The sequence below is a fragment of the Streptomyces flavofungini genome, assembly GCF_014650815.1.
In the GTDB taxonomy this organism is placed as follows: domain Bacteria; phylum Actinomycetota; class Actinomycetes; order Streptomycetales; family Streptomycetaceae; genus Streptomyces; species Streptomyces flavofungini.
Map to the genome: position 1 here is coordinate 137,046 of NZ_BMVR01000004.1, position 26,169 is coordinate 163,214.

Genomic DNA, 26,169 nt, shown 5'->3' on the forward strand with positions numbered 1-26,169 from the left:
GCACCGACGGAACCGTCAGCACCGACCTGATCCACCCCGATCCACCTGGAGAGGACCAGCGTGAGCCGAACGAACAACACCAGCATCGTGCCCATGGAAACGGCAGACAACTTCCCCGGCGGCGCCATGGCGAGCCGCCCCGTGCACTTCATCTGGATGCTCGACTGCTCGGGATCCATGAGCGTGAACGGCAAGATCGGCCAGCTCAACTTCGCCATCCGCGAGGCCATCCCGGAGATGCAGCAGGCCGCCGACGCCAACCCCGCGGCCTCGCTGCTCGTGCGGGCCATCTCCTTCGCCAGCGGCGCGAGCTGGCACGTCGGCGAGCCGACGCCGGTGGAGAGCTTCTCCTGGGAGGACGTGCACACCTACGGCGGCACCGACATGGGTGCCGCCTTCAAGCTCGCCGCCGGGGCCCTGGAGACCCCGCCGATGCCGCAGCGCGCCCTGCCCCCGGTGCTCGCGCTCGCCTCCGACGGGCAGCCCACCGACGACTGGCGGGCGGGCCTGCGCGCCATCGACAGCACCCCCTGGGGCAAACGGGCCGTGCGCGTCGCCGTCGCCATCGGGGACGACGCGGACAAGAGCATGCTGAAGGAGTTCCTGGCCAACCCGGAACTGGAGCCGCTGCAGGCCAAGAACCCGCGCCAGCTCGCCGCCGCCATCCGCTGGATGTCCACCGCCGTCGTGAAGGACGCCTCCACCCCCAAGGTCGAGGACGCCAAACCCGCGGCACCGGTGGGCCCGCCGCTGACCAAGGGCGGCGACGAAGAAGAGATCTGGTGACCGCGGTCCGCGAGCCACACGACGGGGCAGCGGACTGGGAGCTGCTGCGCGGCGCCGTCAAGGGCGTCGCCAAGAAGTACAGCCAGGACTGGTGCGCCGCCAAGGCCACCGCGGGCGGCCGCGCCGTCGTCCTCGCCGTCGCCGACGGTCACGGCTCCGCCGCGCACTTCCGCAGCGACCAGGGCGCGCGCTGGGCCGTCGAGGCGTTCACGGCGTGCGCGGAGGTCCTCGCCCACGAGGCGGTGCGGGTCGGCGCGGACGCGGCGGGCTGGCCGGGGCTGCGCGCCGAGGCCCGGCTGCTCCCGCAAGCCGTCGGGCACCGCTGGCAGCAGCGGGTCCTCGTGCACGACGCCAGCTCGCCCGCGCACGGCGCCGGGCCCGGCCGGCCCGCCGCGGCCCGCGCCCGCCGCGACCAGGACGCTCCCAAGGGCACCTGGGACCTGGCCGCGTACGGCAGCACCCTGCTCGGCGCCGTGCTCACCCGGCAGATGCTGCTGTGCTGGCAGTTGGGCGACGGGGATATCGTGCTCGTCGACGACGGCGGCGTCCCGCACACCCCCCTGTCCACCGGGCCCGACATGGGCGACGAGACCGACTCGCTGTGCGAGCCGGAACCCTGGCGCAAGACCCGCACCTACTGGCAGCCCATCACCGGCGGCCCGCCGCCCGCCGTGCTCCTGTCCACCGACGGGCTCTCCAAGAGCTTCGCCGACCACCAGGGTTTCCTCGACTTCGCCACCGGTGTGCGCGAGCGCGCCGCCGGGCAGGGCGTCGCCGCCGTACAGGAGCAGCTGGAGGACTGGCTGGCGCGGGCGGCGAAGTACTCGGGGGACGACACGACGCTCGTGGCGGCCTTCGCGGCCGCGCCCGCGAGCCAGGAGCCCGCCGCGTCCGCGACGGCTCCCGAAGGAGCTACAACGGCATGGGGACATGAGGAAAGGAACGGGGACGGCATGAGGGAAGGAACGGGGACCGCATGAGCAACGGCATGCTCGCCACCGGCAAGAAGCTGGTGACCGAGGCCGGGGAACAGGTCACGGTCGGGGAGCTCTTCGGGTCCGGCGGCCAGGGCGAGGTGTACCGGGTGTCCACGGTCCGCGGCGACCGCGCCGTGAAGTGGTACTACCCGCAGCTCGCCGACGCCCGCCAGCGGCACATCCTGGAAGGGCTCATCGAGAAGGGCTGGGACGACGACCGCTTCCTGTGGCCGCGGTCCATCGTCATGGACCCCGACGGCAAGGAGCCCGGCTTCGGCTATCTGATGGACGTGCGCCCCGCGCGCTTCCAGGACCTGCCCGCGCTGTTCCGGCGCGACCCGTCCGTGCGGGACGCCACGATGCGCACGCTGGTGACGGTCGCCCTGCACACCGTAGAGGCGTACCGCGCGCTGCACTCCAAAGGCATCGCCTACCGCGACATCAACTGGGGCAACATCTTCTTCGACCCGCGCACCGGCGACGTCCTGGTCTGCGACAACGACAACGCGGTCGTCGAGGGCGGCACCGCCGGGGTCGCCGGGACCATGGACTTCATGGCGCCGGAGCTGGTGCGCGGCGACCGGGGCGCGCAGCCCGGCACCCAGACCGACCTGCACTCGCTGGCCGTGCTGCTCTTCCTGCTCCTGATGAACGACCACCCGTTCAACGGGGCCCAGGCCATGCGCATCCACTGCATGGGAGAGGCCGCCAAGCGCAAGCTGTACGGCACCGAGCTGGTGTTCGTGTACGACCCCGGGGACACCCGCAACCGCCCGCTCGCCGGGGAGCAGCCGACCGTCATCGCCACCTGGGCGGCGCTGCCGCAGATCCTGCGGGACCTGTTCGTGCAGACGTTCACCGACGGCCTGAAGGTGCCCGCCAGGCGGGTCCGCGAGACGCAGTGGCGGGACGCGCTCAGCCAGGTCCTCGACGCCATCACCCAGTGCCGCCTGTGCGGCAAGCAGAACCTGACGCAGCCCGACGGCGCGCCCCCGGACTGCTGGAAGTGCGGCCGTCCCCTCCAGCTCCCGCCGCGCCTGGAACTGGTCACCGCCACCGGCACCACCCTGCGCACCCGCCGCGGCATCCGCCTCGACCCGAGCGCCCGCGTCTACGCCCACCACCTGGACGGCGACCCCGACCGGCACGATTTCCGCGCCGTCGTCGGCGAGGTCACCGAACACCCCAAGCAGCGCGGCCGCTACGGCCTCACCAACCGCACCCAGAACGTCTGGACGGTCCGCAAGGACGACGGTTCGGTACGGGAGGTGGAGCCGGGCCGCACCATCGCGCTGCAGTCGGGGCTGCTCCTCGAGTTCGGGGGCGGGGTGGAGGCGGAGGTCAAGGAGTAGGAGCCGGGGCCGGGTGGGACCCGCCGGGCGCGGCGCCGTCGGGAGCGGGGGCGCCGCGCGGGGGCCTCAGGCGCGGTGCGCGCGGGGGCGCAGCCAGCGGCGCCACCAGTTCCGCCACGGCGGTGGCTCCGGCGGGGGCGGCGCGGGGAGTGCGGGCAGGTCGGCGTGCGCGGGCGGCGCGGGGACGGCGACGGCGTCCGGGCGGGTGACCGGGGTGACCGTGATGGTGCAGGCGAGGTCCGGTACGTCCAACTCGACGCGGCCGAGCGCCCTTTTGTAGGCGCTGCGCGCGACGTGGCGGGCGTCGCCGCGCGCGCCGTCGTGCCAGGAGACCAGCACGAGCACGGCGGGCTCCGGCCAGGTGAACCACGCCTCGGCGCGCCCGGCACTTAGCCGACGCACCATCAGATCCTGTACCTGCTGCGGACTTTCGAGGACGACACTGGGCCCGGCGACCGCGCGCTCGCCGAGCACGCTCACCGCGGTCATGCGCAGCCGCCTGGCCGGTGGCACGCGCACTTCGAGGTACTGGGCCGGTGCGGCCCGCCCGTGCGGGCGCGGTGCCTCCGGCCGCAGGTCCGGCGCGTCCCCGCCCGGCGCGAGGACGCCCGTGGTCCTGGCGAAGCGCTCCGAGACGTCCGAGCCCGGTGCGACCGGACCTCCCGGCCACGGCAGCAGCATGCTCCGGCCGCGCTCCGGCGGGTGCCAGGCGAGCAGCACGCGGTCTCCGGCGTCGTCGGCGTCCTCGACGCGCTCGGCGGTCAGCTTCTCGACGGGCGTCGGCCACCGTTCGGCGCGAGCCGTCACCCGGACCCCCGACGACCAGGCGACACCGCCGCCCGGGCCCGGATAGCCGCAGCTCACCTCGTATGTGTACGTCCCCACGTCCAGCGCGGTGTCCAGCGCCCGGTCGGCCGAGCAGGGCACGACCATCGGCCCGTGGGCCGCGCCGACATCCGGCATGCCGTGGCGCAGCACCCGGACCTCGGTGGCCGCCGGGTGCGGCCGCCAGCGCAGCCGGAGGCCGCCCGGCACCGGCACGGTCGTCAACCCCGCGACGTCCGGGGCGATGAGCACGGGCGCGGTCACGTGCGGCACCCCGGCGACGCGGCCGCCCCGCACCGGCAGCACGGCGTAGCGCAGGGCACGGCCCAGCGGGGCGTCCGGGTCATGGGCCGTCAACAGCCGCGCCTCCGGGCCGACCACGTCGATCACCGCGATCTCGGTGGCGGCCTCCGGGGCGTCGTCGTCGAAGCGCAGGACGGTGTACGTCACGGGGGCTGCGGGGCGCGTGCCGGGCACGTGCGGCGCCCGCCAGGTCAGGCCGACGCGGCGGCCGTCCGTCCCCGCCCTGACCGCGTCCCGCTCCGGGGCGGACGGCGCGTCGGCCAGCGCGGTGGCCGCCCGCAGCAGCCCCGCCCGCAGCTCCGGCGCGTCCGTGGCCTGCCGCAGCGCGGCCAGCCAGGCGGCCGCCGCCGCCCGCGGGTCGCCGCATGCGAGCGACCGGCGGGCCGCGTACGCGCGAAAGCGCACCTTCGCGGAGCGGGCCCGCAGGCCGCCGATGAGGGCGGCAAGGACGTGGTCGTCCGGCGCGGCCGGCAGCAGGTCCGCGACGTGCTCGGCCCGGCGCAGCCGGAGGCTCGGCCAGATGTCGTTGAACTCCTCGGCCGCGCGCCGCTGTTGGCCGTCGGCGGGGAACGCGGCGTCGACGGCGGCGGCCAGCAGGCGGGCCTCGCTGCGGTGCACGCCGAGCGCGGCGACGTCGTCGGCGGTGATCGCGGTGCCCGCCGCGGCGCCGTCCTTCAGCAGACAGCACAGCTCCCACAGGACCACCCGGCGCAGCCCCATCGGGTGGTCGCGCGCGAGCGTCTCCAGGATGTCCGTGACCGCCGCCGCCGTCAGCGCGCGCGGATCGGCCGACACCTGCCACGCCTCCCGCGCCCGCCGCACGAACGGCACGTCCACGCGCTGCCACAGCCCACCGCGACCGGGGAACCACAGGCCGTCCAGGACCCGGAAGCCGTCGTCCGTCTCCGCCTTCGGCAGCGTGCCGAAGACACCGCCCGCCGCCCGCTGCCGCCCCGGCTCACGCAACAGCTCGGCGGCGTGCCGGAACCCCAGGCCCGTGAGGGCGGTGCGCAGTTGGGTGTACCCGCGCATGCCGGGGAACTGCGGCAGCACGGGCAGCGGTGGTGGTGCGCCGTCGGTGCCCCGGACGCCGGGCCGCCAGGTCGTCGCCACCGGTCAGCCTCCCGGCGCCGTGAAGAAGTACACGCGGACCACCGCGGTCGACGGGCTGTTGCTCAGGTCGTGGAAGTCGTCCGTCGCCGTCTTGCGGGTGAACATCTCCGGACGGCTCTTGCCCAGCAGTGAGTTGACGCGGTGGGCGTACGCCGTGCCGTTCCGGTCGCCGCCGAAGGTCAGCACGAGCGCGGCCGTACGGCCCTGCCACTTCTTGGTGGACCGGCCGATCTGCGCCACGAGGGAGTCCTTGTCCGTGCCCTTGACCGTGAACTCCTCGGGCCTGCGCTCCACCGAACGCGGCCCCGTGGGCTTCGGCTTCGGCTTCGCGCCGTTCCCGTCCGCGCTCTTCGACGGCTTCGGGCGCGCCGCGAGCGGGTCGGGCCGGTCGGCCATCGACACCAGGGCGAGGACGAGCAGCAGGTCCGCGAACAGCCAGCCCGCGAGGACCACGCCCGCGACCCGACTGCCCGTGCCCCGCCCGCGCCGTCGGGACGGGCTCACGCGTCACCTCCGGAGGGCGGGGGAGGGGAGGGGCGACGGGTGGGTGGGCGCAGGGCGCGGGTGCGGGGGGAGGCGACGTCCGAGGAAGCGGTGTCAGAGCCGTTGTCCGACCCGGCGCCGGGTGCGGTCGGAGCGGGCGGGGTGTCCTGCGGGGTGGAGTGGTGCGGGGTGTCGCGGGGGGCGTCTTGCGGGGTGGTGGGCTGGTGGGGGGCCGGGGGTGGGCTCGGTGCGGGTGCGGGTGCGGGTGCGGGTGCGGGTGCTCGTGTCGGCGTGTGTTCCGGGGTGCGGCCGCCGTCGGCCTCCCGGTGCGGTGCCGCCGCCCGCGGGCCGGGCACCGGCGCCCCGTTCGTGCCGCCGGGCCTCGGCGTGGGCGCGGGCGTGCCGTAGTGGCCGGTCGACGCGTCGTACGAGGGCAGCGACGTACCGTACGGCTCCGTGTCCGGTGCCCCGTACCCGCCCGCGCCCGGCACTCCGTACGGATCCGGTGCCGCCGTCCCGTGCGGATCCGCCGCCGGACGCGTCGCCCCATTGCGCGCGGGCGCCCCCGGCGGGGACCCCGCCGCGGACCGCACGCCCGACTCCACCCGGGCCGCCGCGTCCTGCCAGTGGGCCGCCGCCGCGTCCCAGCGTTCCGTCGCCTCGCGGATGCCGTCCACGGCGTCGCTGGTGCGGCCGGTGCTGGTGACCAGGGCCTGGGAGGCCTGTTGGGTGGCGCGGGCCACCGACTCCGTCTTGGTGACGAGCTCCCGCTGGGCGGTGAGGAGGGCCTGCAGCGAGGTCTCGACCGTGGTGCCCGCGGCCTTCACCCGTTCGGCGATGACGTCGGCCGCGGCGGCGTGGGCGGCGCCCGCCTGGACCGTCGCCGCCTGGACGTCGCGCAGCGTGGTCTCCATGCGGTTCGCCGCCGCGCCCAGCTTCGGCACCTCCTTGGTGAGCTTGGTCGCGGCGTCCTGCATGGAGGTCGTCGCGGTCGCCACCGCCCCGGCCGCGGCGGTCAGCTCCTTGTGGTTCATCTCGGCCTTGGCGGCGAGGGAGTTCATCTGCCGTGCGGCTTTGGTCAGTTCGGCGGCGAACTGGGTGGGGGAGGCGCTGCGGTGCTGGGCGAGCAGCATCTGGAGCCGGGTGAGCACGGACGCGAGCCGGGCGAGCAGCCGCTCCCGCTCCGCCTCCTGGTCCGCCTCCTCCTTGTCCGCGCGCCAGCGCACGCGCGCGTGCACCACGGAGAGCAGGACGAGCAGGGCGATGAGGACCACCGCGGTCAGCGCCACGTTCTCGAAGCGCCCGAGCGGCGACAGGTGCCCGTCGAAGCCGGACTGCCAGAGCTGGAGGAAGGGCCGCGTCGCCTCCTTGCGGTTCTCCTCGGCGAGTTCCCCGTACGCCCGCACGGCGTCCCGCAGGCCGAACCAGGTGATCAGCAGCGGGATGAAGACGAGGACGCCGAGCGCGGCCTCCAGGACGCCGTCGCGGCGCGCGGACGGCCGGGAACCGGCCGTGGTGACGGTCTCGGGGCGCACATAGGCGCCCACGAGGTCCAGCTCGGCCCACTTGTCGAGACGGTTGCTGTGCGTCAAGTCATCGGCCAGCGCACGGAGTTCGGCGGCGCGCGGGCTGAGCGTCCGCCTGCCCGCGAGGTCCTGAAGCTGCTTGATGAGATCCTGCTTGTCCAGCAGTTCCGCGGGCGTCAAACGCGTACTCCCTGTCTCGGAGTGGCTCGGAGTGGCTCGGAGTGTCTCGGCACGGCTCGGAGGGTCCCGGGCCGGTTGCGTGACCGCCGAGGCGCCTCGCCCGGGAGGTCTCGTCAGTCGAGGACGTCCCCCCGGCCGCGCCGGTTCCTGCCGTCGCGGCCGAGCAGGCGCGACAGCGCCTCGGCTCCGGGGTGTTCACGGTCCCACATGAGGCACTTGCCAAGGGCCTCAATCGCCTCATCCCGCGCGCCGATCCGGTGCAGTTCCTCCGCGTGCCGGAAGGTGCGGCGCGCGAGCAGCCCCCGCACCCGCTCGTTCGTCGGATCGTGGCCGTAGGCGCAGCGCAGCCACCGCTCGGCGTCCGCGAAGTGGTCCGGCGACATGTCGGCCATCGCGGCCGCGCAGTGCACGTCGATCATCGCGTCGAGGACGTCCGCGCGGTCCGTGTGCGCGGTGGCCTGCTGCCAGGCCAGATGGGAGGCCTGCACCGCGCGCTCGTACCGGCCCTGCTCCAACAGCAGCCGGGCACGGGCGAGTTGACGCACGCTGTCGCGGCCGAGCCGCTGCCGTACGGCGACGGCCTCGTCGTCCGGCTTCTCCGCACGGCCGGGGTCCTCGGGCTCGCTGTCCGGCGCCAGGACGCCTCCCTCCCCGGCCCCGCCGAACGGCGCCCCGGCACCCGTGCCGAAGCCCGTGTCCGCGGCCGGGTCCGCGGCCCCTCCCGTCGTGAGCCCCGCCTCCAGCCCCGCCAGCACCTCCCGCGCCTCCGCCACGATGTCCCGCAGCAGCGCCACCGCCTCCCGCCTGCGCCCCTGCCGGGCGAGGTCCCGGGCGTGGGCGACGTCCTGGCGCGGCGCGGCCGGGCCGTCACCGGTGGGTGAGCCGGGCGGGAAGTCGGGCGGGACCAGGCTCGCCGTGAGGGCGGGGGCGTCGGCGAGGGTGTCGCGGGCGGGGTCGGCCGGTTCCAGGAGGCCTTCCTCCAGGGCCGTCGAGCGGGACGAGGGCGCGCCGCCGCCCCCGAGCCGCACCGCGTGCTTGAGGGCGCCGAGGGCCAGCAGCTCCGGCGGCCCGTGGGCGGTGCGCCGACCGAGGCCCGCCACCCCCGCACGCACCTGCTCCATCCGGGTGCCGCCGCCGACCAGGAGCAGCGTGTCCACGTCCGCGCGGGGCACCGCGGACTCGTCGAGCAGAGCGTGCGCGCGCCGCACGGTGCGCTGGACGTGCGGCTCCAGGAACGCGTCCAGGTTCGGCCGGGTGATGCCCATGCGCAGGGCGGGCCCGGTCCCCAGGTCGAGGGTGAGGGCCGCGAAGTCCGTGGCCGCGGACCCGTCGTCGGCGGGCGGGCCGCTCAGCGCCTCCCGTGCCGCCTGCGCCCGCTCGCGCAGGCCGAGCCACACCTCGGCCGGGCCGCCCGTCACCGACGCGGGCCCGCGGTGCGCCCGCAGCAGCCGCACCGCGGACTCCAGGGTGGCCTCGTCGAAGGCGCGGCCCCCGGAGGTGCCCGCGCCGTCGTAGCCGAGCGCGCGGCAGTGCCCGCGCACGCCCCGCACCAGGCCGAGTTCGAAGCCGTCGTATCCCATGCCGTACACGAGGAACGTGCCGTTGTCCCGGTCCGTGGTGTGCCCCATGACCGCCGCCATCGAGTCGCTGATCAGCCGCACGGGCGTGAGCCCGGCCTCGCTCGCCGCGTCCCGCAGCGCCTGGCGCTGCGCCGACTGGAAGGACGCGGGCACGCTGATGACGGTCTGCGCGACGAACGCGTCCGCCTGCTCCTCGACGCGTTCGCGCAGCGCCCGCAGCAGTCGCACCACGACCGTGTCCACGTCGGCTCCGTCGCCCCGCCCCGGCAGCGGACTCCCGCTGCCGAGCAGGGACTTGAGGCTCGGGAACGTCACCGGCAGCACGCCCGCACCGGCCGGGGCGCAGAGCAGCCACGGCGGCCCGTCCGCGGGCAGGTCGAGGCGGCGCACCTGCTCGCCGGGCCCGGCGAACAGCGCCCGCACCCCGGTGGCGCCGAAGTCCACGCCGAGGCTGACGCGGTCCGCCCCGGCCCTGGCTGCCGTCATCCGCCGACCGTGTCGTCGGGGACCTGGAGGATGCCTCCGTAGTCCTTCTTGCTCGGCAGGGTCGGCACCGCGCGCTCCGAGTAGGCGACGGCGATCATGCTGCGCAGGTTCTTGGCCTGCTCGGCGGTCTGGACGCGGTTGCCCTGCCGGTGGGCGGCCTTGACCTGCTCGACGGCGTCACTGATGGCGTTCACCGTCTCCAACGGCGCGCCGTCCGAAGCCAGTTCGGCCTGCCGGAACTGACTGGCGAGCCCGCACTGGTGGTACATGTCGTCGAGGAGCAGCTCGGTGAGGCGCTTGTACTCGCGGCTGTCGCCCATCTCCACGGCCCGCTGCGCCTGCGCGATGTCGCGGCGCGCCTTCATCTCCTGCGTCTGCTCGATGTACGTCCCGTACTGCTTCAGGAAACGCTGCGCCTCGCGCACGGCGAGCCCCAGCTCCTCGCGCAGCACCGCGCTGTCCACCTCCTGCTCGGTCTCGGGCGGCGGGGTGCGGGGCTTCTCGCGCCTCGGTGTCGCCTCCAGGACCATGTCGGTGCCGCGCACGGCGATCCGCACGGTGATGATGCGGTCCGCCGAGTAGTTGAAGGACACGTCGACATGGCAGTTGATCTCGATCTCCTGCGGCAGCTCGAACTCCACCACGCCCTGTTCGTGGTTCTCGCTCGCCACATGGCTGTCGCCCTCGTACACCGGCACCCGGATCAGCCGGCTGTCCGTCGCGTGGAACGTGCGCTGGCGGGGCTCCGGCAGCGGGTAGGGCGAACCGGCCGGGATGATCTCGACGAACACGTCGCGCTGCGCGCCCTTGACGGCGGCGATCCCCATGGCCATGGGCGTCGACTCGAACAGGCCCGTGGAGCCCACCGGGCGCCCGTTGACCAGGCTCTGCCCGCAGTCCACGCACGTCTCCGCGGTGTACTCGTTGGTCCGGGCGCACTTCGGGGCCGGGCACTCCACGCCGTCGAGGGTCTGCGCGAGCACCCCGGCGCCGTAGGCCACGCACTCCATCGGGTTGATGTTGCGGCGCACCTTGTCGGCGCCGAAGTACGCCTCCACCGCCTCGTACACGGGGCGGGTCAGCGTGCCGCCGCCGACGAGCAGCACGTCGGAGATGTCGGCGGGCGTCAGCTCGAAGCCCGACAGGCTCTCCTTGACCAGGTCCATGGTGCGGGCCACCAGCGGTGCGATCATCGCCTGGAACTCGGTGCGGGTGAGCGCCATCTCGACGTCGACGATCCCCTCGGGACCGCGGTACGCGGCCGGGATCACGATGTACGTCTCCGGCAGCTCGTTCAGCTCCCGCTTGGCCGCCTCCGCCGCCTTCTTCGCCTGGAACAGGAACTCCTTGTCGCCCGCCGGGTCGACCCCCCGCTCCTCGCGCATCCAGGCGATGATCCGCTCCACGATCACCAGGTCGAAGTCGTCGCCGCCCAGCCAGATGTCCCCGGCGGAGCGCAGCACCTGGAACTGGCTGTGCCCCTCGCGGTCCTTGACCGTGTTCAGGACGGAGATGTCGAAGGTGCCGCCGCCCAGGTCGTACACCAGGACGCGGCTGCGGGCGCCGTCCGGCTTGTGCAGGCCGAAGGCGACCGCCGCCGCCGTCGGCTCGTCGATGATCTTCTTCACCACCAGGCCCGCGCGCTCGGCGGCCTCCCGCGTCGCCGCCCGCTGCGCGTCCCGGAAGTACGCGGGCACCGTGATCACCGCGTGCGTGACCTGCTCGCCGAGGGTGCGCGCCGCGTCCCGCACCACCTTGTCGAGGATGACGCTGGAGATCTCCGCGGGCGTGCGGGTGCGGCCGCCCAGCGTGACGTGGGCCCGCGGGTCGTCGTCGGGCCCGGCCACGATCTCGTAGCTGAGCCGGTCGCGGGCCTCCACCACCGAGGTGTCCGCGAAGTCCCGGCCCATCAGGCGCTTCACCGACACGATGGTGTCCGTGGGCTGGCGCACCGCCCAGTTCAGGGCGTCCTCGCCGACGATCGTCTGCTCCTTGCCGTCGCGCCGCACCAGACCGACGACGGACGGCGTGAGGCGGTCGCCCTTGCTGTTGGTGAGGACCGCGATGTCACCGCGGTGCGGATCGTGGGCGGCGACGGCGCTGTTCGTCGTGCCGAGGTCGATCCCGATGGCCTTCATCCGTGCGTGGTCCCTTCCCGCGTGGCCCTGCCTGTGCCGCTCTCGCGGTCGCTGTCGTCGTTGCTGTCGTTGCCGCTGCTGCAGCCGCTGTCCGCCGCCGCGACCACGACCCGGGCGGCGCGCAGCACCTGACCCCGGTATCGATACCCGTGCCGCACGACCTCAAGGACCTCGTCGTCCCCCGCCCCCGACGAGACGGCGCGCACTTCCACGACGTGGTGCGTGGCGGGGTCCGCGCGCTCCCCGACGCGCCCGAACAGCTCCAGGCCCTCGCCGGTGACGGCCGACTCCAGCTGCCGCACGACGAGTTCGAGACTCCGGTGGTACGCGGCCGGGTCCGCGCCGCCGGGACCGTCGGCCAGCAGCCGCCCGCAGGCGTCCAGCGTGTCGGCGCACACCAGGAGCAGCCGCTCGGTGTGCGCGCGGTGCGCGGCGTCGCGGGCGGCCAGCGCCCTGGAGCCCTCGTACGCGGCGAGGGCGGCGGGCCCGTACGGGTCGTCGGGGCCGTCGGGATCCGGGCGCGGGGGGCCCGGCGGGTCCATCGGGTTCATGAGTACGCCTCCTTTCGGGGCTGTCTTCGAGGTGTTCGGGCTGTCTCTGGGCTATTCGGGCTGTCTCGGGGCTGTCTTCGGGGTGGTCAGATGTCGAAGCGGACGAGGTCGGTGAGGAGGCGGGCGGCGGTCTCCTCGGACAGGGGTGCCCCGGGGCCGGGGCCGCCCGGCTCGGCCAGCGTCCGGTCGATCTCCGCGACGGCGCCCGGGAGTTCGGCGGCGAGGTCCACGTCGTACAGGAAGAGATCGACGAGCAGCCGCCCCGGTACGGTGCGCAGCGCGTCCCAGGCCGCCTGCGTGTGCGGTGTCATCAGTCGTCGGGCGAGCAGCTCGAACGGCACGTCCCGCAGGTCCGCGTGCGAGGTCCACGGGGTCACACCGGCCTCGGCCAGCGCGTCGTAGGGGCTCGGCGCGCTCTCCGGGTCCTTGATCACGGGGGGTCGCCTCCTTCGGTGGTGAGGGCCGTGAGCCAGCGGCCCACCGCGTCGAGCAGCGCCCGCCGGACCCTGCCGTCCATGACGTCGGCGCGGGTGGCGCGGATCAGGTGGTGCAGGGCCTTGCGGACGTCACCACCGGCGAGTTCGGCCTCCGCCCGGTCGGTCAGGGTGGCCGCCCAGGACGCCAGGTCGTTCTCGTCGGGCGGCGGTTCCGCGCCGTCGCTGCGCATCAGCTCACCCACGCCCACGACTCCCAGGTCCGTGGCGAGCAGCCGGTCCAGCTCCTCCAGGGACTCGCCCAGGGTCTCGCGGTAGTTGTGGGTGAGGGCCTGGCCCAGGCCCACGTCGAGCAGCCCGAGCGCCTCGTGCAACAGGCGCAGCCGGGCCGGGAGTTCGTCGGTGCGGGCGTCGAGGGTGAAGACGAGGGCGCGGGCCAGGTTGTCGCGCGCGTGGTTGGACGCCGGGTTCAGGGCGAGGGCGCGGCGCAGGTCGGACTCCGCGCCGTACACGTCGGAGCGCATGCCGTGCTTGGTGCGGGTGTAGCCGCGCCACACGCCCCGCATCGAGTACAGCGACGACAGGCGCCCGTCGAGCTGGTCGCGGACCTCGCGCTCCAGCGGGTGCAGGACCGGCGGCACCGCCTCGACCAGCGCGATCGCCTCGTCCAGGACGTCGCCGCGCCGCACCCGGTCCTCGTCGAGGAGCGCTTCCACCCGCCCCAGGACGGTGCGCACCAGCGCCTTCTTCGCCCGTGCCGTCATCCCGGCGCGGCGTGCCACGCGCACCAGGCGCTCCCACTGCTCCAGGGCCCGGCCGAGCCCGCACTCGCCGTCGGCGAGCGCCGTCCGCGACAGCTCCAGGCGCACCCGGACGGCGAGTTCGACCCCGTCCTGCAGCAACCGCGCGTGCCGGTGCGGCAGATGGACGTAAGCCGGATCGCGGCGCAGGAACTCCTGGCAGTACGCACACCCCTCGATGTGCCGGCGCGGGTCGGGCGCGGCGGCGGGCCCCGCGCAGTCGTCGGGGAGCGTCGTCAGCGTCGGGAACGCGGGCAGCGCGCGCAGGGCGGGCTCGAACTTGCGCACCGCGCACAGCACGAGGGCCCGCGCGAGGTCCGAGAACGCCCACCGCAGTTCCCGCACCGCGTACTCGCCCGGGTCCTTGCCGTCCTTCGCGGCCGCGTCCAGGTCCGCCGCCAGCTCGGCCAGGGGCAGTTGCAGATCGAGCAGCCGTACGTATCGCGGCCCGCAGGCGAGGGCGGCACGTGCCCCCGGCACCCCGGTCAGCCCCCCGACGTCCTTCAGGATCCGCGCCCCAGCCAGCTCCGCCTCCAGGAACTCGGCCAACTCCTCGTACCATGCGGCCTGTTGTGGCCGGTCCTGCTCGGTGTGACGCTGCTCGTAGGACGACAGCAGACCGAACAGATGACGGCTCAGCTCCCACCGCAGTCGCGTCATGTCCTCATGCGTCAGATCCCGCTCGTAACAAGCGGCCCGCTCCGCCCGCCACCCGTCCCAGTACGCGTCGTCACTCAGCAGTGTGGCCCAGTAGGCGAGCGCCAACTCCCACGTCCGCACGGCGTGTTCCCACGCCCCGCTCTGCTCCAGATCCTGCGCCTGCCACAGCCGCGCCACGGCCAGACCGTGCACGGCCGCCATGTCGCCCGGCGCCGCCGCGAGCCGCCGCTCCCACTCGCCCGTGGCCGCGTCGCGCCCCCGCGCGAGCAGCAGCAACAGCGGGGCGTCGCCCGGGAACCGCTCGCACAGCACGTCCACGAAGCCGGGCCCGGCGTGCTCGTCGTCCGGCGAGAGCGTGGCAAGCGCGGCCCGCAGGCCGTCCGGCCGCTGCCACCGGTACAGCAGCGCGTCCACCTGCAACCGCCTGCCCGGCAGCCGCAGCCGGTCCCACGCGACCCGTTCCGACCACGTCATGCCGCCGCGCTCCAGGAGCGTGTACGAGGCGTCGCTCACCGCGTCCATCGACACACCGGGGTGCACGCCCACCGCGCGCAGCGCCCGGTACGGGTACGTCTCGTCGTGCAGCGCGAAGGGGTCCGCGGCCAGCGGGCCCCGGGTGGCGCCGTCCGCCCACGGCAACAGGTCGACGAGGCGCCGCAGCCTGCGGCGCCGCACATCGGCCCGGTCGAGCCGGTCCGCCGCGCGCCCGTACTCCTCGACGGCCTCGCTCCACCGCCCGTCCGCTTCGAGCGAGCGCCCGCGCGCGTACGCGAGGTGTGCGTCCGCGTCTCCGCGCCCGCGGCACTCCTCGAACGCCTCGGCGGCCCGGCGCCACTCCTGGTGCGCGTCCGCGAGCCTGCCCCTGGCGTACGCGGCGATGGCGGGGGCGTCGCGGTAGGACCCCAGGGCCTGGGCCGCGGCCAGGACGGCGGGCCAGTCGCCGTCGGCTTCGGCGGCACGGAGCCGCGCGTAGTCCGCTCGCGCGGCGTGATCCCCCTCCCCACCGGCACCTTTCCTCCCACCCGCACCGCCCTTCTCCCCGCCCGCGCCGCTCTCCTCGCCGAGCAGGTCGTACGCGGCGGCGACGTCCCGCCACGCTGCCGCCCGCCCGGCCTCCTCGACGGCCTCCTCGGCGACCCGGGCGCGTGCGTACCGCCGCCGGAGGGCGACATCGGCCCACCCGTCGGGCAGCACGAGGAGCGCGTGCAGGGCGTCGGCCCAGCGGGCGGAGAGTTCGTGGGTGCGGGCGAGGGCGTAGAGGTGGAGGTGGAGGGATTCGCGGGTGGTGGCGGTGAGGCGGGGGGTGAGGGCGGTGGGGGGTGCGGCGCCCGGTGCGGGGGTGGTGTCGGTGGTGGGGGCGCTCCCCGGGGCGGGGGTGCCGCCGGGCTCGGGGGCGCGCGGCCGCAGGAGGGTGTGGGGCGGCGGCGGGGTGCCGTCGGACGAGCCGCCGGGGGTGCCGCCGGTGAAGGCGCGGGCGTAGATGGCGCAGGCCGCCGCCCAGTCGCCCCTGGCCTCCGCGCGGCGGCCCTCCACCTTGCGGCGCAGCGGGCCGACGGTGCCGTCGCGGGCCGTGTCGGGGAGGTCGGCCAGGAGCCCGGAGGCGGCGGCCCAGTCCCCGCGCCCGTCGGCGGCGGCGCGGGCCCTGGCGTAGAGGCGGCGCACCTTCACCTCGCCGTCGGCGTACTCGTCCGAGAGCCCGCCGAACCCGTCGATGACGTCCTCCCAATCGCCGCGGAAGTCGGCGAACATACCTCGGGAGTACCGGAGTTGGGTCTGTACGTCGTCGAACTGGGCCGGGAGGGCGGCGAGGTGGGCCACGGCGTCGCCCCAGTCCCGCAGTTCCTGGCAGCGGCGCCCTTGGGCGTAGGCCCAGCGGAGGGTGACGTCGCGGTACGGGTCGTGGGGGTCTGGGGCGAGGCGGGGCGCGCTGCCTCGCGGGCCGTCGAGGCGGGCGGTGCGGGGCTCGACGGTGACCAGACGGTCGAGGCGGGGGTCGCGGGGGCGGGGGGTGTTCGGGCCGGGGGCGGCTTGGTTGCCGATGGGGAGGTGGGGCGCGGGCGGGGCGTCGGGCGGGGTGTGGTTGGCGGGTGCGGGTGCGGGTGCGGGTGCGGGTGCGGGTGCGGGTGCGGGTGCGGGTGCGGGGTCGGCGTGCGGCGGGGCTGTGGGGGATGGGTGGCCGTGGGTGTGGGCGGCCGCAGTGGTTGCCGCGTCCGTGCACGCGGCGTCCGTCTGGTCGGCGCTGGCCGGGAGTGCGGCTGTCTGGTCGGTGTGCGGGTGCTGGGTGCTTGCCGGGGTGGTGTTCGTCCGGGGTGTGGGCGCCTCGTCCGCCCGTACTTGGGCGGTGTCCGTGTGACCCGTGTGCGCCAGGTCGCCCCCCGCCTCGGGCGGGCCCGGCCGACCCGCGCCGCTCAGGTCGGCCCCCGCCGTCCCGCCACCGGCCACCGCCTCCCGGCACGCGCCGAACGCGGCGGTCGCCGTCGCCCAGTCACCCGCGTCGGCCGCCGCCCGCCCGCGCGCGTAGGCGAACCGGACGGCGGCGTCGGAGATGTCTGTAGATCCCGGGTCGCCGGAGGCGCCGGTGGGGGGCGTACCCGAGGGGGCTGAGCTGTTGCCGCTGCCGCCGTTGGTCGGGGGCGCGGGTGCGAGGGCTGCCGCCGACCCCGGTGGCCTGGGGGCCGCGCCGTCTCCGGCGGCCGCACCGTCGGCCGTGACTGCCCCGTTCCCGGCGGGCGCGCCCACCTCGGCCGTGACTGCCCCGTTCCCCGCGGGCGCGCCCAGCTCGGCGGCGGCCACGGCGCTTCCGTAGGGCGGGCCGACCTCGGCGGCCACGCCGTACCCAGGAGCCAAGCCCTCCCCGGCGCCGCCCCCGTACCCGGGAGCCACACCCTCCCCGCCAGCCAAACGCTCCCCGGCGGCACCCCCGTACCGGTCAGCCGCCCCCTCCCCACCGGGCGTCACGCCATCCCCACGGCCCCCAGCACCCTCCCCACCACCCCAACCACCCCCCATACACACCCCAAACGCCTCCACCGCCCCCCACCAATCCATGGCCCCCTCCGCGATCCGCCCCCGCACATACGCCGCCCGTGCGGTGAGCGTCGCGTGGTCCGGCAGCAGCGTCAGCGCCTCGGCGTAGGCGCGGGCGGCCGTGGCCCAGTCGGCGTGGTGGTGGGCGTGCGCGGCCGTCGTGAGGGTCGTGGTGAGGTGGAGTCGGGTGCGGGCCGCGGCGAGGCGGGTGCGGGGGGTGGGGGAGTCGGGGGTGGTGGTGAGGATCTGCTCGTAGAGGGCGATCGCGGTGGGCCAGTCGGCCGCGGCCTCCGCGGCGCGGGCCCGGTCGGCAAGGTCGGCGGCGTGCCGCAGCCGCTCCGCGCGGTCGACGAGCGCGGCGGGCAGCGGGCACGGCAGCGCGTCCCGGACCGCGGCGAGCCGCCGCGCCGCGTCTGCCCCGTCCCGCCCGGCGGCGAGCACCCCGCAGAGTGCTTCCAGCTCGGGCCAGGCCAGCTCGAACGCCGCCTCGTCCCGCAACTGCCGCTGCTCGTCCTCGTACTGCCGGGTCGGCGTCCGCAGGATCCGCTGCACCTGCGCCCACTCGCCGCGATCGCGCGCGAACCGCGCCGCGTCGATCAACGTGGCCGCGCCGACGTGCCCCACGGGCCGCTGGTAGGCGCGCAGCGCGTCCGCGCCGTCCCGCAGCGGGTCGGCCGCCGTGCCGTCGTCGTCACGTACCTCCCGCGCCTTGAACAGCCACCCGTGCCGGTACCCCTCGTGCAGGAACAGCGCGGGCGTGGCCCACTCGACGGCGGTGTGCTGCGGCAGATGGGAGATGCGGCGGCGCGCGGCGGCCATCGACTCGTCGACGGTCCGGTTCGCCGCGAGCCCCTTCAGCAGCTCCGGACTGAAGCGCCCGGCCGACACGTCGCTGACCCGGCCGCGCATGGCGACGACGGCGGGCACGCCCCCGCCGATCATTGCCTGCGCGAGCCCGGAGAACGGCTCGCTGTGCACCCCGTCGGGCCCCGAACTGTCGGCCCCGGAACAGAGGTTGAGGACCGCGAGCCGCAGCCGGGGCGCCTTGAGGAGGATGCCGCTGAGCAGATCGGCGGGCACCGGGTCCACGCCGCCCTGCTCCGTCTCAAGACGTACGACGCCTTTGCCGAGGTCTTCGTCGTACGTTCCGTGGGCGATGAGGAGCACGATCGTCGGCAGGTCGCCGTGGGCACTGAGCGCCGACTCCAGGCGCTCGCGGGTGGCCCGCTCGACGACGGTGGTACGGACGGCCACCTCGGGCAACTCCTGGCGCAGCGCGGCCACTTCGGCGGCCACGCGCAGCGCGTGGCCCGCTCCGGCCGGGGCGGCGCAGACGACGACGAGGCGGATCAGGCTCGGCTCGTCCGCCGGGTCGGGCAGGCGGCGGCCCAGCGGCCCGCCGGGCAGGGAGCGGGCCAGGGAGTAGCCGGGGCCGAGGGCGAGGGACTGCTGGGGCAGCCCGGCGGGCGCGCACAGCGCTTCGAGCGGTAGTTCCCGCAGGGCCGGCGGCAGGTCGAAGCGGAGCCGCAGACCGCGCGGGGGCCGCAGGCGCTGGGCGAGGTCGAGGGCGGCGGCCAGACAGCTCCCGGCCCCGCCGGTCCCGCCCGGCGCGACACTCTGCACGCCGCCGCCGACTGCGCCCTCCCTCCCCCCACCGAACAGCAACTCGTACACATCCCGCCCGAGTTCACGCAGTTGCTCCGCCGTGTGCCGCTCGCCCATGGGTGCGAGGCCGAGATCGGCGGCGACCAGCCGGTCCCAGCGGGCCCGGAACGCCGCCGGTGCGCCGTCCACGGCGATCACGCCGAGGGCGCAGGCGGGCCCGCTGACGGCCACGAGGCAGTGCGAGGGGCCGAACGGGCGGACCCGGATGCGCAGTTCCTCGTACTGGAGCACGGCCGTCGGTCACCTCCCGCTCTCGTCGAACTGGTTGCGTACGAAGTCGAGTTCGCCCTGAGCCCGGTTCCGCTCCTCCGTGAGCTCCGGGTCGTCGGGGAAGTGGGCGAGCGCGGCGGTCAGTTGCTCGACGGCCGTCACCAGGGCGGCGCGCGCACCGGACAGGCTGCCCGAGCCCCACCGGTGCAGGGCGAGGCCGCGCAGCACGATACCGAGGCTGAGCTGCGCGCGCCGCAGTCGCGGGCCGAGCGCCACGGAGCGCCGCAGGTCCGCTGCGGACGCCTCCAGGTCGGCGTCCTCGCGGTTGGCCTCGCGGATGCCGCGATCGGCAAGCACGCGCGCCAACTGGCCGTCCAGGCGCGGGCGTTCATTGGCGCCGATGACGGAGCGGGCCGTCTCCAGGGTGCGTACCGCTCTGGTCAGGTGCCCGGCGCGGTGGGCGTCCTTGGCGGCGGAGAGGGCGAGGCCGACGACGGCTGCCTGCGTATGCCGGTAGCGCTTCAGTTCCCTGCTGTGGACGAGGGCGCGCCGCCAGCACGCGGCAGCGGTGTCGAAGTCGGCGTGCTCGATGGTGAGGTGGTCCCTGCCGAGGGCGACGCGGGCGTGCAGGGCCAACTCCCGGGCGTCCCGGGCGAGCCGTCGACGGCGGTCGGGGAGGCCCGCGTATCCGGGGTTGAGAGCGTCGAAGCGGGAGCAGTCCGGCTCACACACGGGCGCGGCGGGCGCACCCTGTGCACGGGCCCGCGCGCGACAGTCGCGGCAGCGCAGCTCGGCGAGGGCGGCGAGGGCGTCGCCGGGAAGCCCGGCGGCCAAATGGAGCTGGGCGAAGCCCAGTTCGGAGAAGGGGTGGATGAGGGTGGGGCGGGGGGTGGGTGCGCCGGTGCCCGTGATGGGTTCGGCTTCGGCGGCGATGCCGATTCCGGTACGGGTACGTGAGCCGCCGTCACCGTCACCATCACCGTCGGCGGCGGCGAAGGCGCCGAACTCCCCGACCCTGCCGAGCGCGACGATCGCCAGCGGGCCGCAGCGCAGCGGGGTGCCCCAGGGTCCGGGGAACCCCCCGGCCTCGTCGAGGAGCCGGGCGGCGTCGGCCTCGCGCTGGAGGAGCACGTCCGGGGGTACGCGGCTGCCGCTGTCGCCCTCGTCGGGCAGGTACTGGGCCACGCGGTCGCGGAGCGCGGTACGCAGGTCGGGGACGAGGTCGGCGCCCACGTCGACGCCGTATCGCTGCCCGGCCGCGAGCCGGATGCGGTCCCAGAAGGAGCTGTCGTAGAGGAGGGTGCCCCAGGCGGCGATGGTGCGCTCACAGGTTGAGGGCGCTGGGGGCGTTGAGGGCGCTGGGGGTGCGGGGGGCGCAGGGGAGTCTGCGGTGGGGGAGTTGAGGAGGGTGATCGCGAGGGCGTGGGTGACGCGGTGGTCGGTGGGGTCGCGCCGGGCGGCGGCGCCGAGGAGGTCGACGGCGAGGCCCCGCCGCCCGCCCACGGCAAGGGCGACGCCGTACAGCGCGGCGGAACGCCCGGCGTCCGGCTCGATGTCCCACGCCGCGCCGAACAGCGCGGCGGCTCGCGGCCAGTCCGGTTCGGCGTCGCCGAGCGCGGCCAGCCCGGCCTTGCGGAGCAGCGCGGCGACGACGGGGGCGCCGTGCCCGGGGGCGGGGGTGTCGGCTGTGTCCGCGCTCGCGGGCGCCGGGACGTCGGCTGCGCTCGTGCTTGTGGCGGGAGCGCCCGATGGTGCGGCAGCGCCTGATGGTACGGCAGTGTCCGATGGTGCGGCGGCACCCGATGGTGCGGTGCCGCCCGGCACGTCCGCCGAGCCCGCCGCTCCTGCGGTGCCGTCCGATGCCGCGTCGCACTGCGCGTGCGCAGGGCCGCCCGTGGCGTTCGCCGCGCCCGGAGTCACCGCCGCCGGGCCGCCCCCAGCGCCCGAGCCACCCGCCACCGTGTCCGCCGCCCCCTCCACCGACCCCACCGACCCCGCCGACCCCGCCGGGCCACCCCCCACCCCCGCCAGAACCGCCGCCACCCACCGCCCCTCGTCGTCCAGCCCTCCACCCCTGGCCGCCGCGCGCAGATCGTCCCGTGCCCCGCCCCGGTCCCCCGACGCCACGCGTACGTAGGCGCGCTGCACGAGGGCGCGCGGGTGTGGCGCGGCGCACGCGAGACACCGGGTGAAGTGGGCCTCGGCGGCGTCGAGTTCACCTCGATGGGCGTGGGCGCAGCCGAGCCAGAACAGGGGAGCCGAGTCCTCGGGCGCCGCTTCGTGGGCGCGGCGGAACTCGGCGAGGGCGCCGTCGAAGTCCCCGGCGGCCAGGCGTACGCGCCCGATCTCCACCCGCGTGGCGCACGCCTCCGCCTCGGTGGCGTCCGACTCCGCCCGTGCCCCCACTCTCACAAGCCCCCGTTCAGCGGCAGGTGGCGGTCCTTCAGCCCGCCGCCTCGTCCAACTCTGAGCGCCAGCGGCCGAGTTGTCGATCGTAGTGCAGCGGCCCCACGTGGAACTCTGCCAAGTCGATGCCCAGCAACTGTTCATACGCCTCGGCGGGGAGATCCGGTTCCAGGACGATGCTCAGACCACTCCGGGCGTCCTGGAGGACCAGCGGCCGCGGCGCCCCGTCACCCGCCGCTGTCCGGCCCGCCCCGCGCCGCACCACGCCCTTGAACGACACATACGCGTCCCGCACCGCCTCCGCGCCCAGGCCGCTGAGGAACGCCTGCAGCGGCAGCGAGGCGAGGACGAGCCAGGGGAGGTCGCCCGCGCCACGGTGGTCGACGGCCCGGCGGACGCGGGCCGTACGGACACCGAGCCCTTCCAGTGCCGCGACCAGGTCCTGGCCGAGGGCTTCCGGGGCCTCCTGGTCGAGCAGCAGCTCCGCGCGCAGCGGCAGGGCGTCGGGCATGGGGGCGCGTTCTCCTTCCGGCGGCGGACGGGGCCAGGGCCGGGGCGGGCGGTGGGTGCGAACCCGGGTCCCGGGACCCGTCAGCCTAGAGGCGCCGCCCGCCCCGCACCGGGAAACCGCGATCTCTCACCCGCACCAGTGGTCCGGGGACTCCTGCCCGCGCCGGAGGTCCGAGGGGTCCCACACGCCCCGGTAGCCCGGGAGCTCCCACCCGCCCCGGTGGCCCGGGAGCTCCCACCCGCACCCCCCGGCACCCCGCCATGCACCCGTCATGCGGCGTTTTTCCGGAATGCGGGATTCATGGAACTTTCGTCGCGGGCCGTGAGTCTTCCGAGGTGAAGGCTGAAGCGCAGCGGAAACAGCGGAACACGGGGGTGTTCGACCTTGACCGACGTGACTGACATGCAGACCGACACCGGAGCAGACGCCGACGGCCACGCGGACGGGCGTGCGGACGCGCACACCGACGCGCACACCGACGCGGGGGCATCGGAAACCCGCGAACTGACACCGTTCGCAGCGCCCTTGACCATCCCGCCCGTCCTGCGCCCGGCGGGCACCGACGTCCTGGAAGAGACGGAAATCGCCGTCCGCCCCGCCTGGGTGCGCCTGCACCCGCAGCTGCCGCCCACGCTCATGTGGGGGTACGAGGGGTGCGTGCCGGGGCCCACCATCGAGGTGCGGCGCGGCGAGCGCGTGCGGATCGCGTGGACGAACCGCGTGCCCAAGGAGGGCGAGTTCCCCGTCACGGCCGTCGAGGCCCCGCGCACCTCGCCGCCGCCGAGCACCCGCCCGGGCCGCGAGGGCATCGAGCCGAACAAGGACGTGGCGGCGCTGCCCGCGTGGACGGTCACGCATGTGCACGGCGCGCAGACGGGCGGCGGGAACGACGGCTGGGCGGACAACGCGGTGGGGTACGGCGACGCCCAGCTGTCGGAGTACCCGAACGACCACCAGGCGGTCCAGTGGTGGTATCACGACCACGCCATGAACATCACCCGGTGGAACGTGTACGCGGGGCTCTACGGCACGTACCTCGTCCGCGACGACGAGGAGGACGCACTCCAACTCCCGTCCGGGAAGCGGGAGATCCCGCTGCTCCTCGCCGACCGGAACCTGGACACCGACGAGGACGGCCGCCTCACCGGCCGCCTCCTGCACAAGACGACCATCGTCGACCCGAAGAACGCGGAGACGGGCAAGCCGGTCTCGCTGCCCTTCACCGGCCCGTACACCACGGTCAACGGCCGCATCTGGCCGTACGCGGAGGTGGCACCGGGGTGGTACCGCTTCCGGCTGGTCAACGCCTCGAACGCGCGGACGTACGACCTGGTCCTCGTCGACGAGGACAACGAACCGGTGCCGGGCGTGCTGCACCAGATCGGCAGCGACGGCGGCCTGCTGCCCCGGCCCGTGCCCGTCGACTTCGACGCGACCCTGCCCGTGCTGACGGTCGCGCCCGCCGAGCGCTTCGACCTGCTCATCGACTTCCGGACGCTCGCGGGCAAGCGGCTCCGCCTGGTCAACAAGGGCCCGAACGCCGCGCCCGGCGTGCCCGACCCGGCCGGTGACGTGGCGTATCCGCACGTCATGGAGTTCCGCGTCGGCCGGGGCGGCGGCGCCCAGGAGACCTTCCGGCTCCCCGAGGTGCTGTCCGGCTCCTTCCGGCCCATCGGCCACGGCGTCCCGCACGGCCACCGCCTCGTCGTGCTCACCCCGCCCGCCACGAAGGGCGGCGGCGGCCACCCGGAGATGTGGGAGATGGTGGAGGTGAAGGACCCGGGCCCCGTCCAGGTCCCCACCGACGGCATCATCCAACTGCGCGGTCCGGACGGTGTGTTGAAGACGTACCGACGCATCGCCCGCACGTTCAACGACGGCCTGGGCTTCACCATCGGTGAGGGCGCGTACGAGCAGTGGAGCTTCCTCAACCTCGCGGTGAACCCGAACGTGACCCACCCGATGCACATCCACCTGGCCGACTTCCAACTCCTCGGCCGCGACGCGTACGACGCCTCGGGCTTCGACGTGACGATCGGCGGCACCCGCGCCCCGATCGCCCACAAGCCGGACACACCGATCCCGCTCGCCCCCAACGAGCGAGGCTGGAAGGACGTGTTCCGGGTGCCCGGCGGTCAACTCCTCCGCGTCATCGGCAAGTTCGACGGGGCATACGGCCGGTTCATGTACCACTGCCACCTCCTCGAACACGAGGACATGGGGATGATGCGGCCGTTCGTCGTGATGCCGAAGGAGGCGCTGAAGTTCGACCACGGGGGCGGCGGGCACGGCGGGCACGGGAGCGGCCACTGACGGCTGCCACTGACGGCTGCCACCGGCGCGGGAGGCCGGGTGCCGGGGCTGGGTGCCGGGTGCCCGGTGGCGGGTGCGGGCGGGTTCAGGCCGTCCGCACCTCCCGCCCCTCCGGCACCCGCGCCTCCGCCGCATGCGCCACCGCCGCCCGCGCGAGCCCCCGCACGAACGGGTGCGGGCGCGAGCCGTCGCCGTACTGCTCCGGCTGGAAGAGCGTGGCCAGGAAGAAGGGGTGGCCGGGGAGTTCGGCGACCCGCGCCTGGCCCTCCTCGTCCACGCCGGTGAAGCGCAGGCCGTGCTCCTCCAGGGTGGCGAGGTGGGTGCTGCCGTCGGGGGCGTACAGGCAGTGGTAGCGCTCCTGGGCGCGGTCGGCGCCGAGCAGCGACTCGGCGAGCGATCCCGGCGTGAGCCGCACCGTGCCCTCGTGGCCGACGAGCGAGCAGGCGAGCGGCGTGATCAGCAGGTCGTCGGCGTCGGGGTCGTTCTCGGCGTGCGCGACCCCGGTCAGCCCGCACGCGTTCCGCGCGAACTCAAGGACCGCGTGCTGGAAGCCGCCGCACGTGCCGAGGAACGGGATGCCGTCCTCGCGGGCGGCACGGATCGCGGCGAGCGCGCCCGCCTCGCTGCGGTACGGGCTGCCCGGCAGCACCCACACCGCGTCGAAGCCGCGCACCGCGTCCGGCTCCTCGGCGTCCGGCGTCGGGATCCAGTAGGCGTCGAGCAGCAGCCCGTCGCGCGCGGCGAGGGCGGAGAGCAGTGAGGGGACGCGGGTGTGCGCGATGACGGACGGCGAGCGGTCGGCGATCAGGGCGATACGGGCCACGGGGTCCGGGGTTTCGGTCATGAACATCATCCTGGGCGGCCCCACCCGTTCACGTCCAACGATGAAACCTGCATCCGCGATAAGTGTCTCTGATGGGATGCGGAATCCTGGACGGCATGGACCCGCACCTCCTGCGTACGTACGTCGCCGTCGCCCGCCTCGCCTCGTTCTCCGCCGCCGCCCGCGAACTCGGCTACACCCAGTCCGCCGTCTCCCAGCACATCGCCGCCCTGGAGCAGGACCTCGGCACCCCGCTCCTGACCCGCCGCCCCGTCGAGCCCACCCGCGCGGGCGAGCGGCTCCTGGAGCACGCGGGCCCGCTGCTGCTGCGCCTCGACGCGGCCCGCGCCGAGGTCACGGCCCTCGCGGGCGCGGTCGACGAGGGCCTCACGCTCGTCGCCGCGCCGACGGCCCTGACCCCCGGTACGCTCCGGGCGCTCCCGCCGACCGGCGTCACCCTGCGCGTACTGCCGCGCGCGGACATCCCCGAGGCCGTCGCAACGGGCGCCGCGCCCCTCGGCCTCGTGGACGGCCTGGCCGCGCCCAGCGACCCGCTGCGGCTGGCCGACGTGGCGCCGCTCAGCGTCCGTGGTGTCGGCGAGGAACCCGTCCGCGTCCTGCTGCCCGCCGACCACCCGCTGGCCCACCGCACCGGCCTGCGCCTCGGCGACCTGGCCGATGCCCGCTGGCTGGACGCCCCCGGTGCGGGCCTGCCCCTGGACCAACTGCGCGCGGCCCACGGCCTCGGCGGCTTCCGCCCGGCCCTGCGCTACGAGGGCACCGACGTCCGCACCCTCACCGCCCTCGCCGCCGCCGGCCACGGCCTCGTCCTGCTCCCGGAGTCGGCCGCCGCCGCACCCGGCACCGTCGGCGTACCGCTCACCGAGCCGCGCGTCGTCCACCGCACCGAACTGGTGCACGCCGGCGCCCCGCACGGCCCCGCCGAAGTGTTCGCCGCACGCCTGGACGTCACCCGTTCGTGAATCGTCGCGCGGGGTCACGCCGGGTAGGGCTGTGGCC

The 26,169-nt window shown here is 75.3% G+C and carries 16 protein-coding genes; 5 read left to right on the plus strand and 11 right to left on the minus strand.

The genetic code is table 11. The features are described 5' to 3' along the window. Nucleotides 1-93 precede the first annotated feature (93 nt). From IE274_RS10940 to IE274_RS10950, 3 genes are read left to right on the plus strand one after another with little or no spacing between them, the layout of a single operon-like run. Nucleotides 94-786 (plus strand): vWA domain-containing protein, encoded by a 693-nt coding sequence (locus IE274_RS10940; RefSeq protein ID WP_190115468.1) that lies wholly within the window; start codon nt 94-96, stop codon nt 784-786. Next, nucleotides 783-1,766: a protein phosphatase 2C domain-containing protein gene (locus tag IE274_RS10945; RefSeq protein ID WP_190115469.1), complete on the plus strand. Its 984-nt coding sequence runs from the start codon at nt 783-785 to the stop codon at nt 1,764-1,766. Before IE274_RS10940 ends, IE274_RS10945 begins: the two co-directional genes overlap by 4 nt. After that, nucleotides 1,763-3,115, plus strand: coding sequence for a protein kinase domain-containing protein (locus IE274_RS10950; RefSeq protein WP_190115470.1), 1,353 nt, complete (start codon nt 1,763-1,765; stop codon nt 3,113-3,115). The genes IE274_RS10945 and IE274_RS10950 overlap by 4 nt, the downstream gene beginning before the upstream one ends. A 66-nt stretch (nt 3,116-3,181) precedes the next feature. On the opposite strand, the gene IE274_RS10955 is transcribed toward IE274_RS10950, so the two are convergent. The 10 genes from IE274_RS10955 to IE274_RS40035 form a co-directional block, all read right to left on the minus strand. Next, nucleotides 3,182-5,356, minus strand: a complete 2,175-nt coding sequence (locus tag IE274_RS10955; RefSeq protein ID WP_190115471.1) for a hypothetical protein — start codon at nt 5,354-5,356, stop codon at nt 3,182-3,184. Between the two features lie 3 nt (nt 5,357-5,359). Next, a complete protein-coding gene (locus IE274_RS10960; protein WP_229909455.1) occupies nt 5,360-5,860 on the minus strand; it encodes a hypothetical protein in 501 nt (166 codons plus the stop codon). Continuing rightward, nucleotides 5,857-7,545, minus strand: coding sequence for a chromosomal replication initiator protein DnaA (locus tag IE274_RS10965; protein ID WP_190115472.1), 1,689 nt, complete (start codon nt 7,543-7,545; stop codon nt 5,857-5,859). Before IE274_RS10965 ends, IE274_RS10960 begins: the two co-directional genes overlap by 4 nt. Before the next feature lie 113 nt (nt 7,546-7,658). After that, nucleotides 7,659-9,611 (minus strand): Hsp70 family protein, encoded by a 1,953-nt coding sequence (locus IE274_RS10970; RefSeq protein WP_190115473.1) that lies wholly within the window; start codon nt 9,609-9,611, stop codon nt 7,659-7,661. Further along, nucleotides 9,608-11,749, minus strand: coding sequence for an Hsp70 family protein (locus IE274_RS10975; RefSeq protein WP_190115474.1), 2,142 nt, complete (start codon nt 11,747-11,749; stop codon nt 9,608-9,610). Before IE274_RS10975 ends, IE274_RS10970 begins: the two co-directional genes overlap by 4 nt. After that, nucleotides 11,746-12,300: a nucleotide exchange factor GrpE gene (locus IE274_RS10980; RefSeq protein ID WP_190115475.1), complete on the minus strand. Its 555-nt coding sequence runs from the start codon at nt 12,298-12,300 to the stop codon at nt 11,746-11,748. Before IE274_RS10980 ends, IE274_RS10975 begins: the two co-directional genes overlap by 4 nt. Before the next feature lie 86 nt (nt 12,301-12,386). Further along, nucleotides 12,387-12,734, minus strand: coding sequence for a hypothetical protein (locus tag IE274_RS10985; protein WP_190115476.1), 348 nt, complete (start codon nt 12,732-12,734; stop codon nt 12,387-12,389). Beyond that, nucleotides 12,731-19,117: a CHAT domain-containing protein gene (locus IE274_RS10990; protein ID WP_190115477.1), complete on the minus strand. Its 6,387-nt coding sequence runs from the start codon at nt 19,115-19,117 to the stop codon at nt 12,731-12,733. The genes IE274_RS10985 and IE274_RS10990 overlap by 4 nt, the downstream gene beginning before the upstream one ends. A 9-nt stretch (nt 19,118-19,126) precedes the next feature. Beyond that, a complete protein-coding gene (locus tag IE274_RS10995) occupies nt 19,127-21,508 on the minus strand; it encodes a tetratricopeptide repeat protein (protein ID WP_190115943.1) in 2,382 nt (793 codons plus the stop codon). Between the two features lie 31 nt (nt 21,509-21,539). Continuing rightward, nucleotides 21,540-22,013, minus strand: a complete 474-nt coding sequence (locus tag IE274_RS40035; protein WP_190115478.1) for a hypothetical protein — start codon at nt 22,011-22,013, stop codon at nt 21,540-21,542. Nucleotides 22,014-22,415: 402 nt separating this feature from the next. Here IE274_RS40035 and phsA point away from each other — a divergent pair, with 402 nt between their 5' ends. Beyond that, entirely contained in the window at nt 22,416-24,326 is a 1,911-nt protein-coding gene (gene phsA, locus IE274_RS11005) for an O-aminophenol oxidase PhsA (RefSeq protein WP_229909505.1), read from the plus strand. A gap of 85 nt (nt 24,327-24,411) precedes the next feature. Here the strand turns inward: phsA and IE274_RS11010 are convergent, their stop codons facing one another. Beyond that, the gene (locus tag IE274_RS11010) at nt 24,412-25,170 is read right to left on the minus strand and encodes a CTP synthase C-terminal region-related (seleno)protein (protein WP_190115479.1); all 759 of its coding nucleotides are present in this window, start codon (nt 25,168-25,170) and stop codon (nt 24,412-24,414) included. Nucleotides 25,171-25,265: 95 nt separating this feature from the next. Here IE274_RS11010 and IE274_RS11015 point away from each other — a divergent pair, with 95 nt between their 5' ends. Then, nucleotides 25,266-26,132: a LysR family transcriptional regulator gene (locus IE274_RS11015; RefSeq protein WP_190115886.1), complete on the plus strand. Its 867-nt coding sequence runs from the start codon at nt 25,266-25,268 to the stop codon at nt 26,130-26,132. Nucleotides 26,133-26,169: the final 37 nt, after the last annotated feature.

Bases quoted from the DNA above. Each gene is read 5' to 3' on its own strand.
- IE274_RS10940 (WP_190115468.1), top strand. From the start codon at position 94: ATGGAAACGGCAGACAACTTCCCCGGCGGCGCCATGGCGAGCCGCCCC.
- IE274_RS10950 (WP_190115470.1), top strand. From the start codon at position 1,763: ATGAGCAACGGCATGCTCGCCACCGGCAAGAAGCTGGTGACCGAGGCC.
- IE274_RS10970 (WP_190115473.1), bottom strand. From the start codon at position 9,611: ATGACGGCAGCCAGGGCCGGGGCGGACCGCGTCAGCCTCGGCGTGGAC.
- IE274_RS10975 (WP_190115474.1), bottom strand. From the start codon at position 11,749: ATGAAGGCCATCGGGATCGACCTCGGCACGACGAACAGCGCCGTCGCC.
- IE274_RS10980 (WP_190115475.1), bottom strand. From the start codon at position 12,300: ATGAACCCGATGGACCCGCCGGGCCCCCCGCGCCCGGATCCCGACGGC.
- IE274_RS40035 (WP_190115478.1), bottom strand. From the start codon at position 22,013: ATGCCCGACGCCCTGCCGCTGCGCGCGGAGCTGCTGCTCGACCAGGAG.
- phsA (WP_229909505.1), top strand. From the start codon at position 22,416: ATGCAGACCGACACCGGAGCAGACGCCGACGGCCACGCGGACGGGCGT.
- IE274_RS11010 (WP_190115479.1), bottom strand. From the start codon at position 25,170: ATGACCGAAACCCCGGACCCCGTGGCCCGTATCGCCCTGATCGCCGAC.
- IE274_RS11015 (WP_190115886.1), top strand. From the start codon at position 25,266: ATGGACCCGCACCTCCTGCGTACGTACGTCGCCGTCGCCCGCCTCGCC.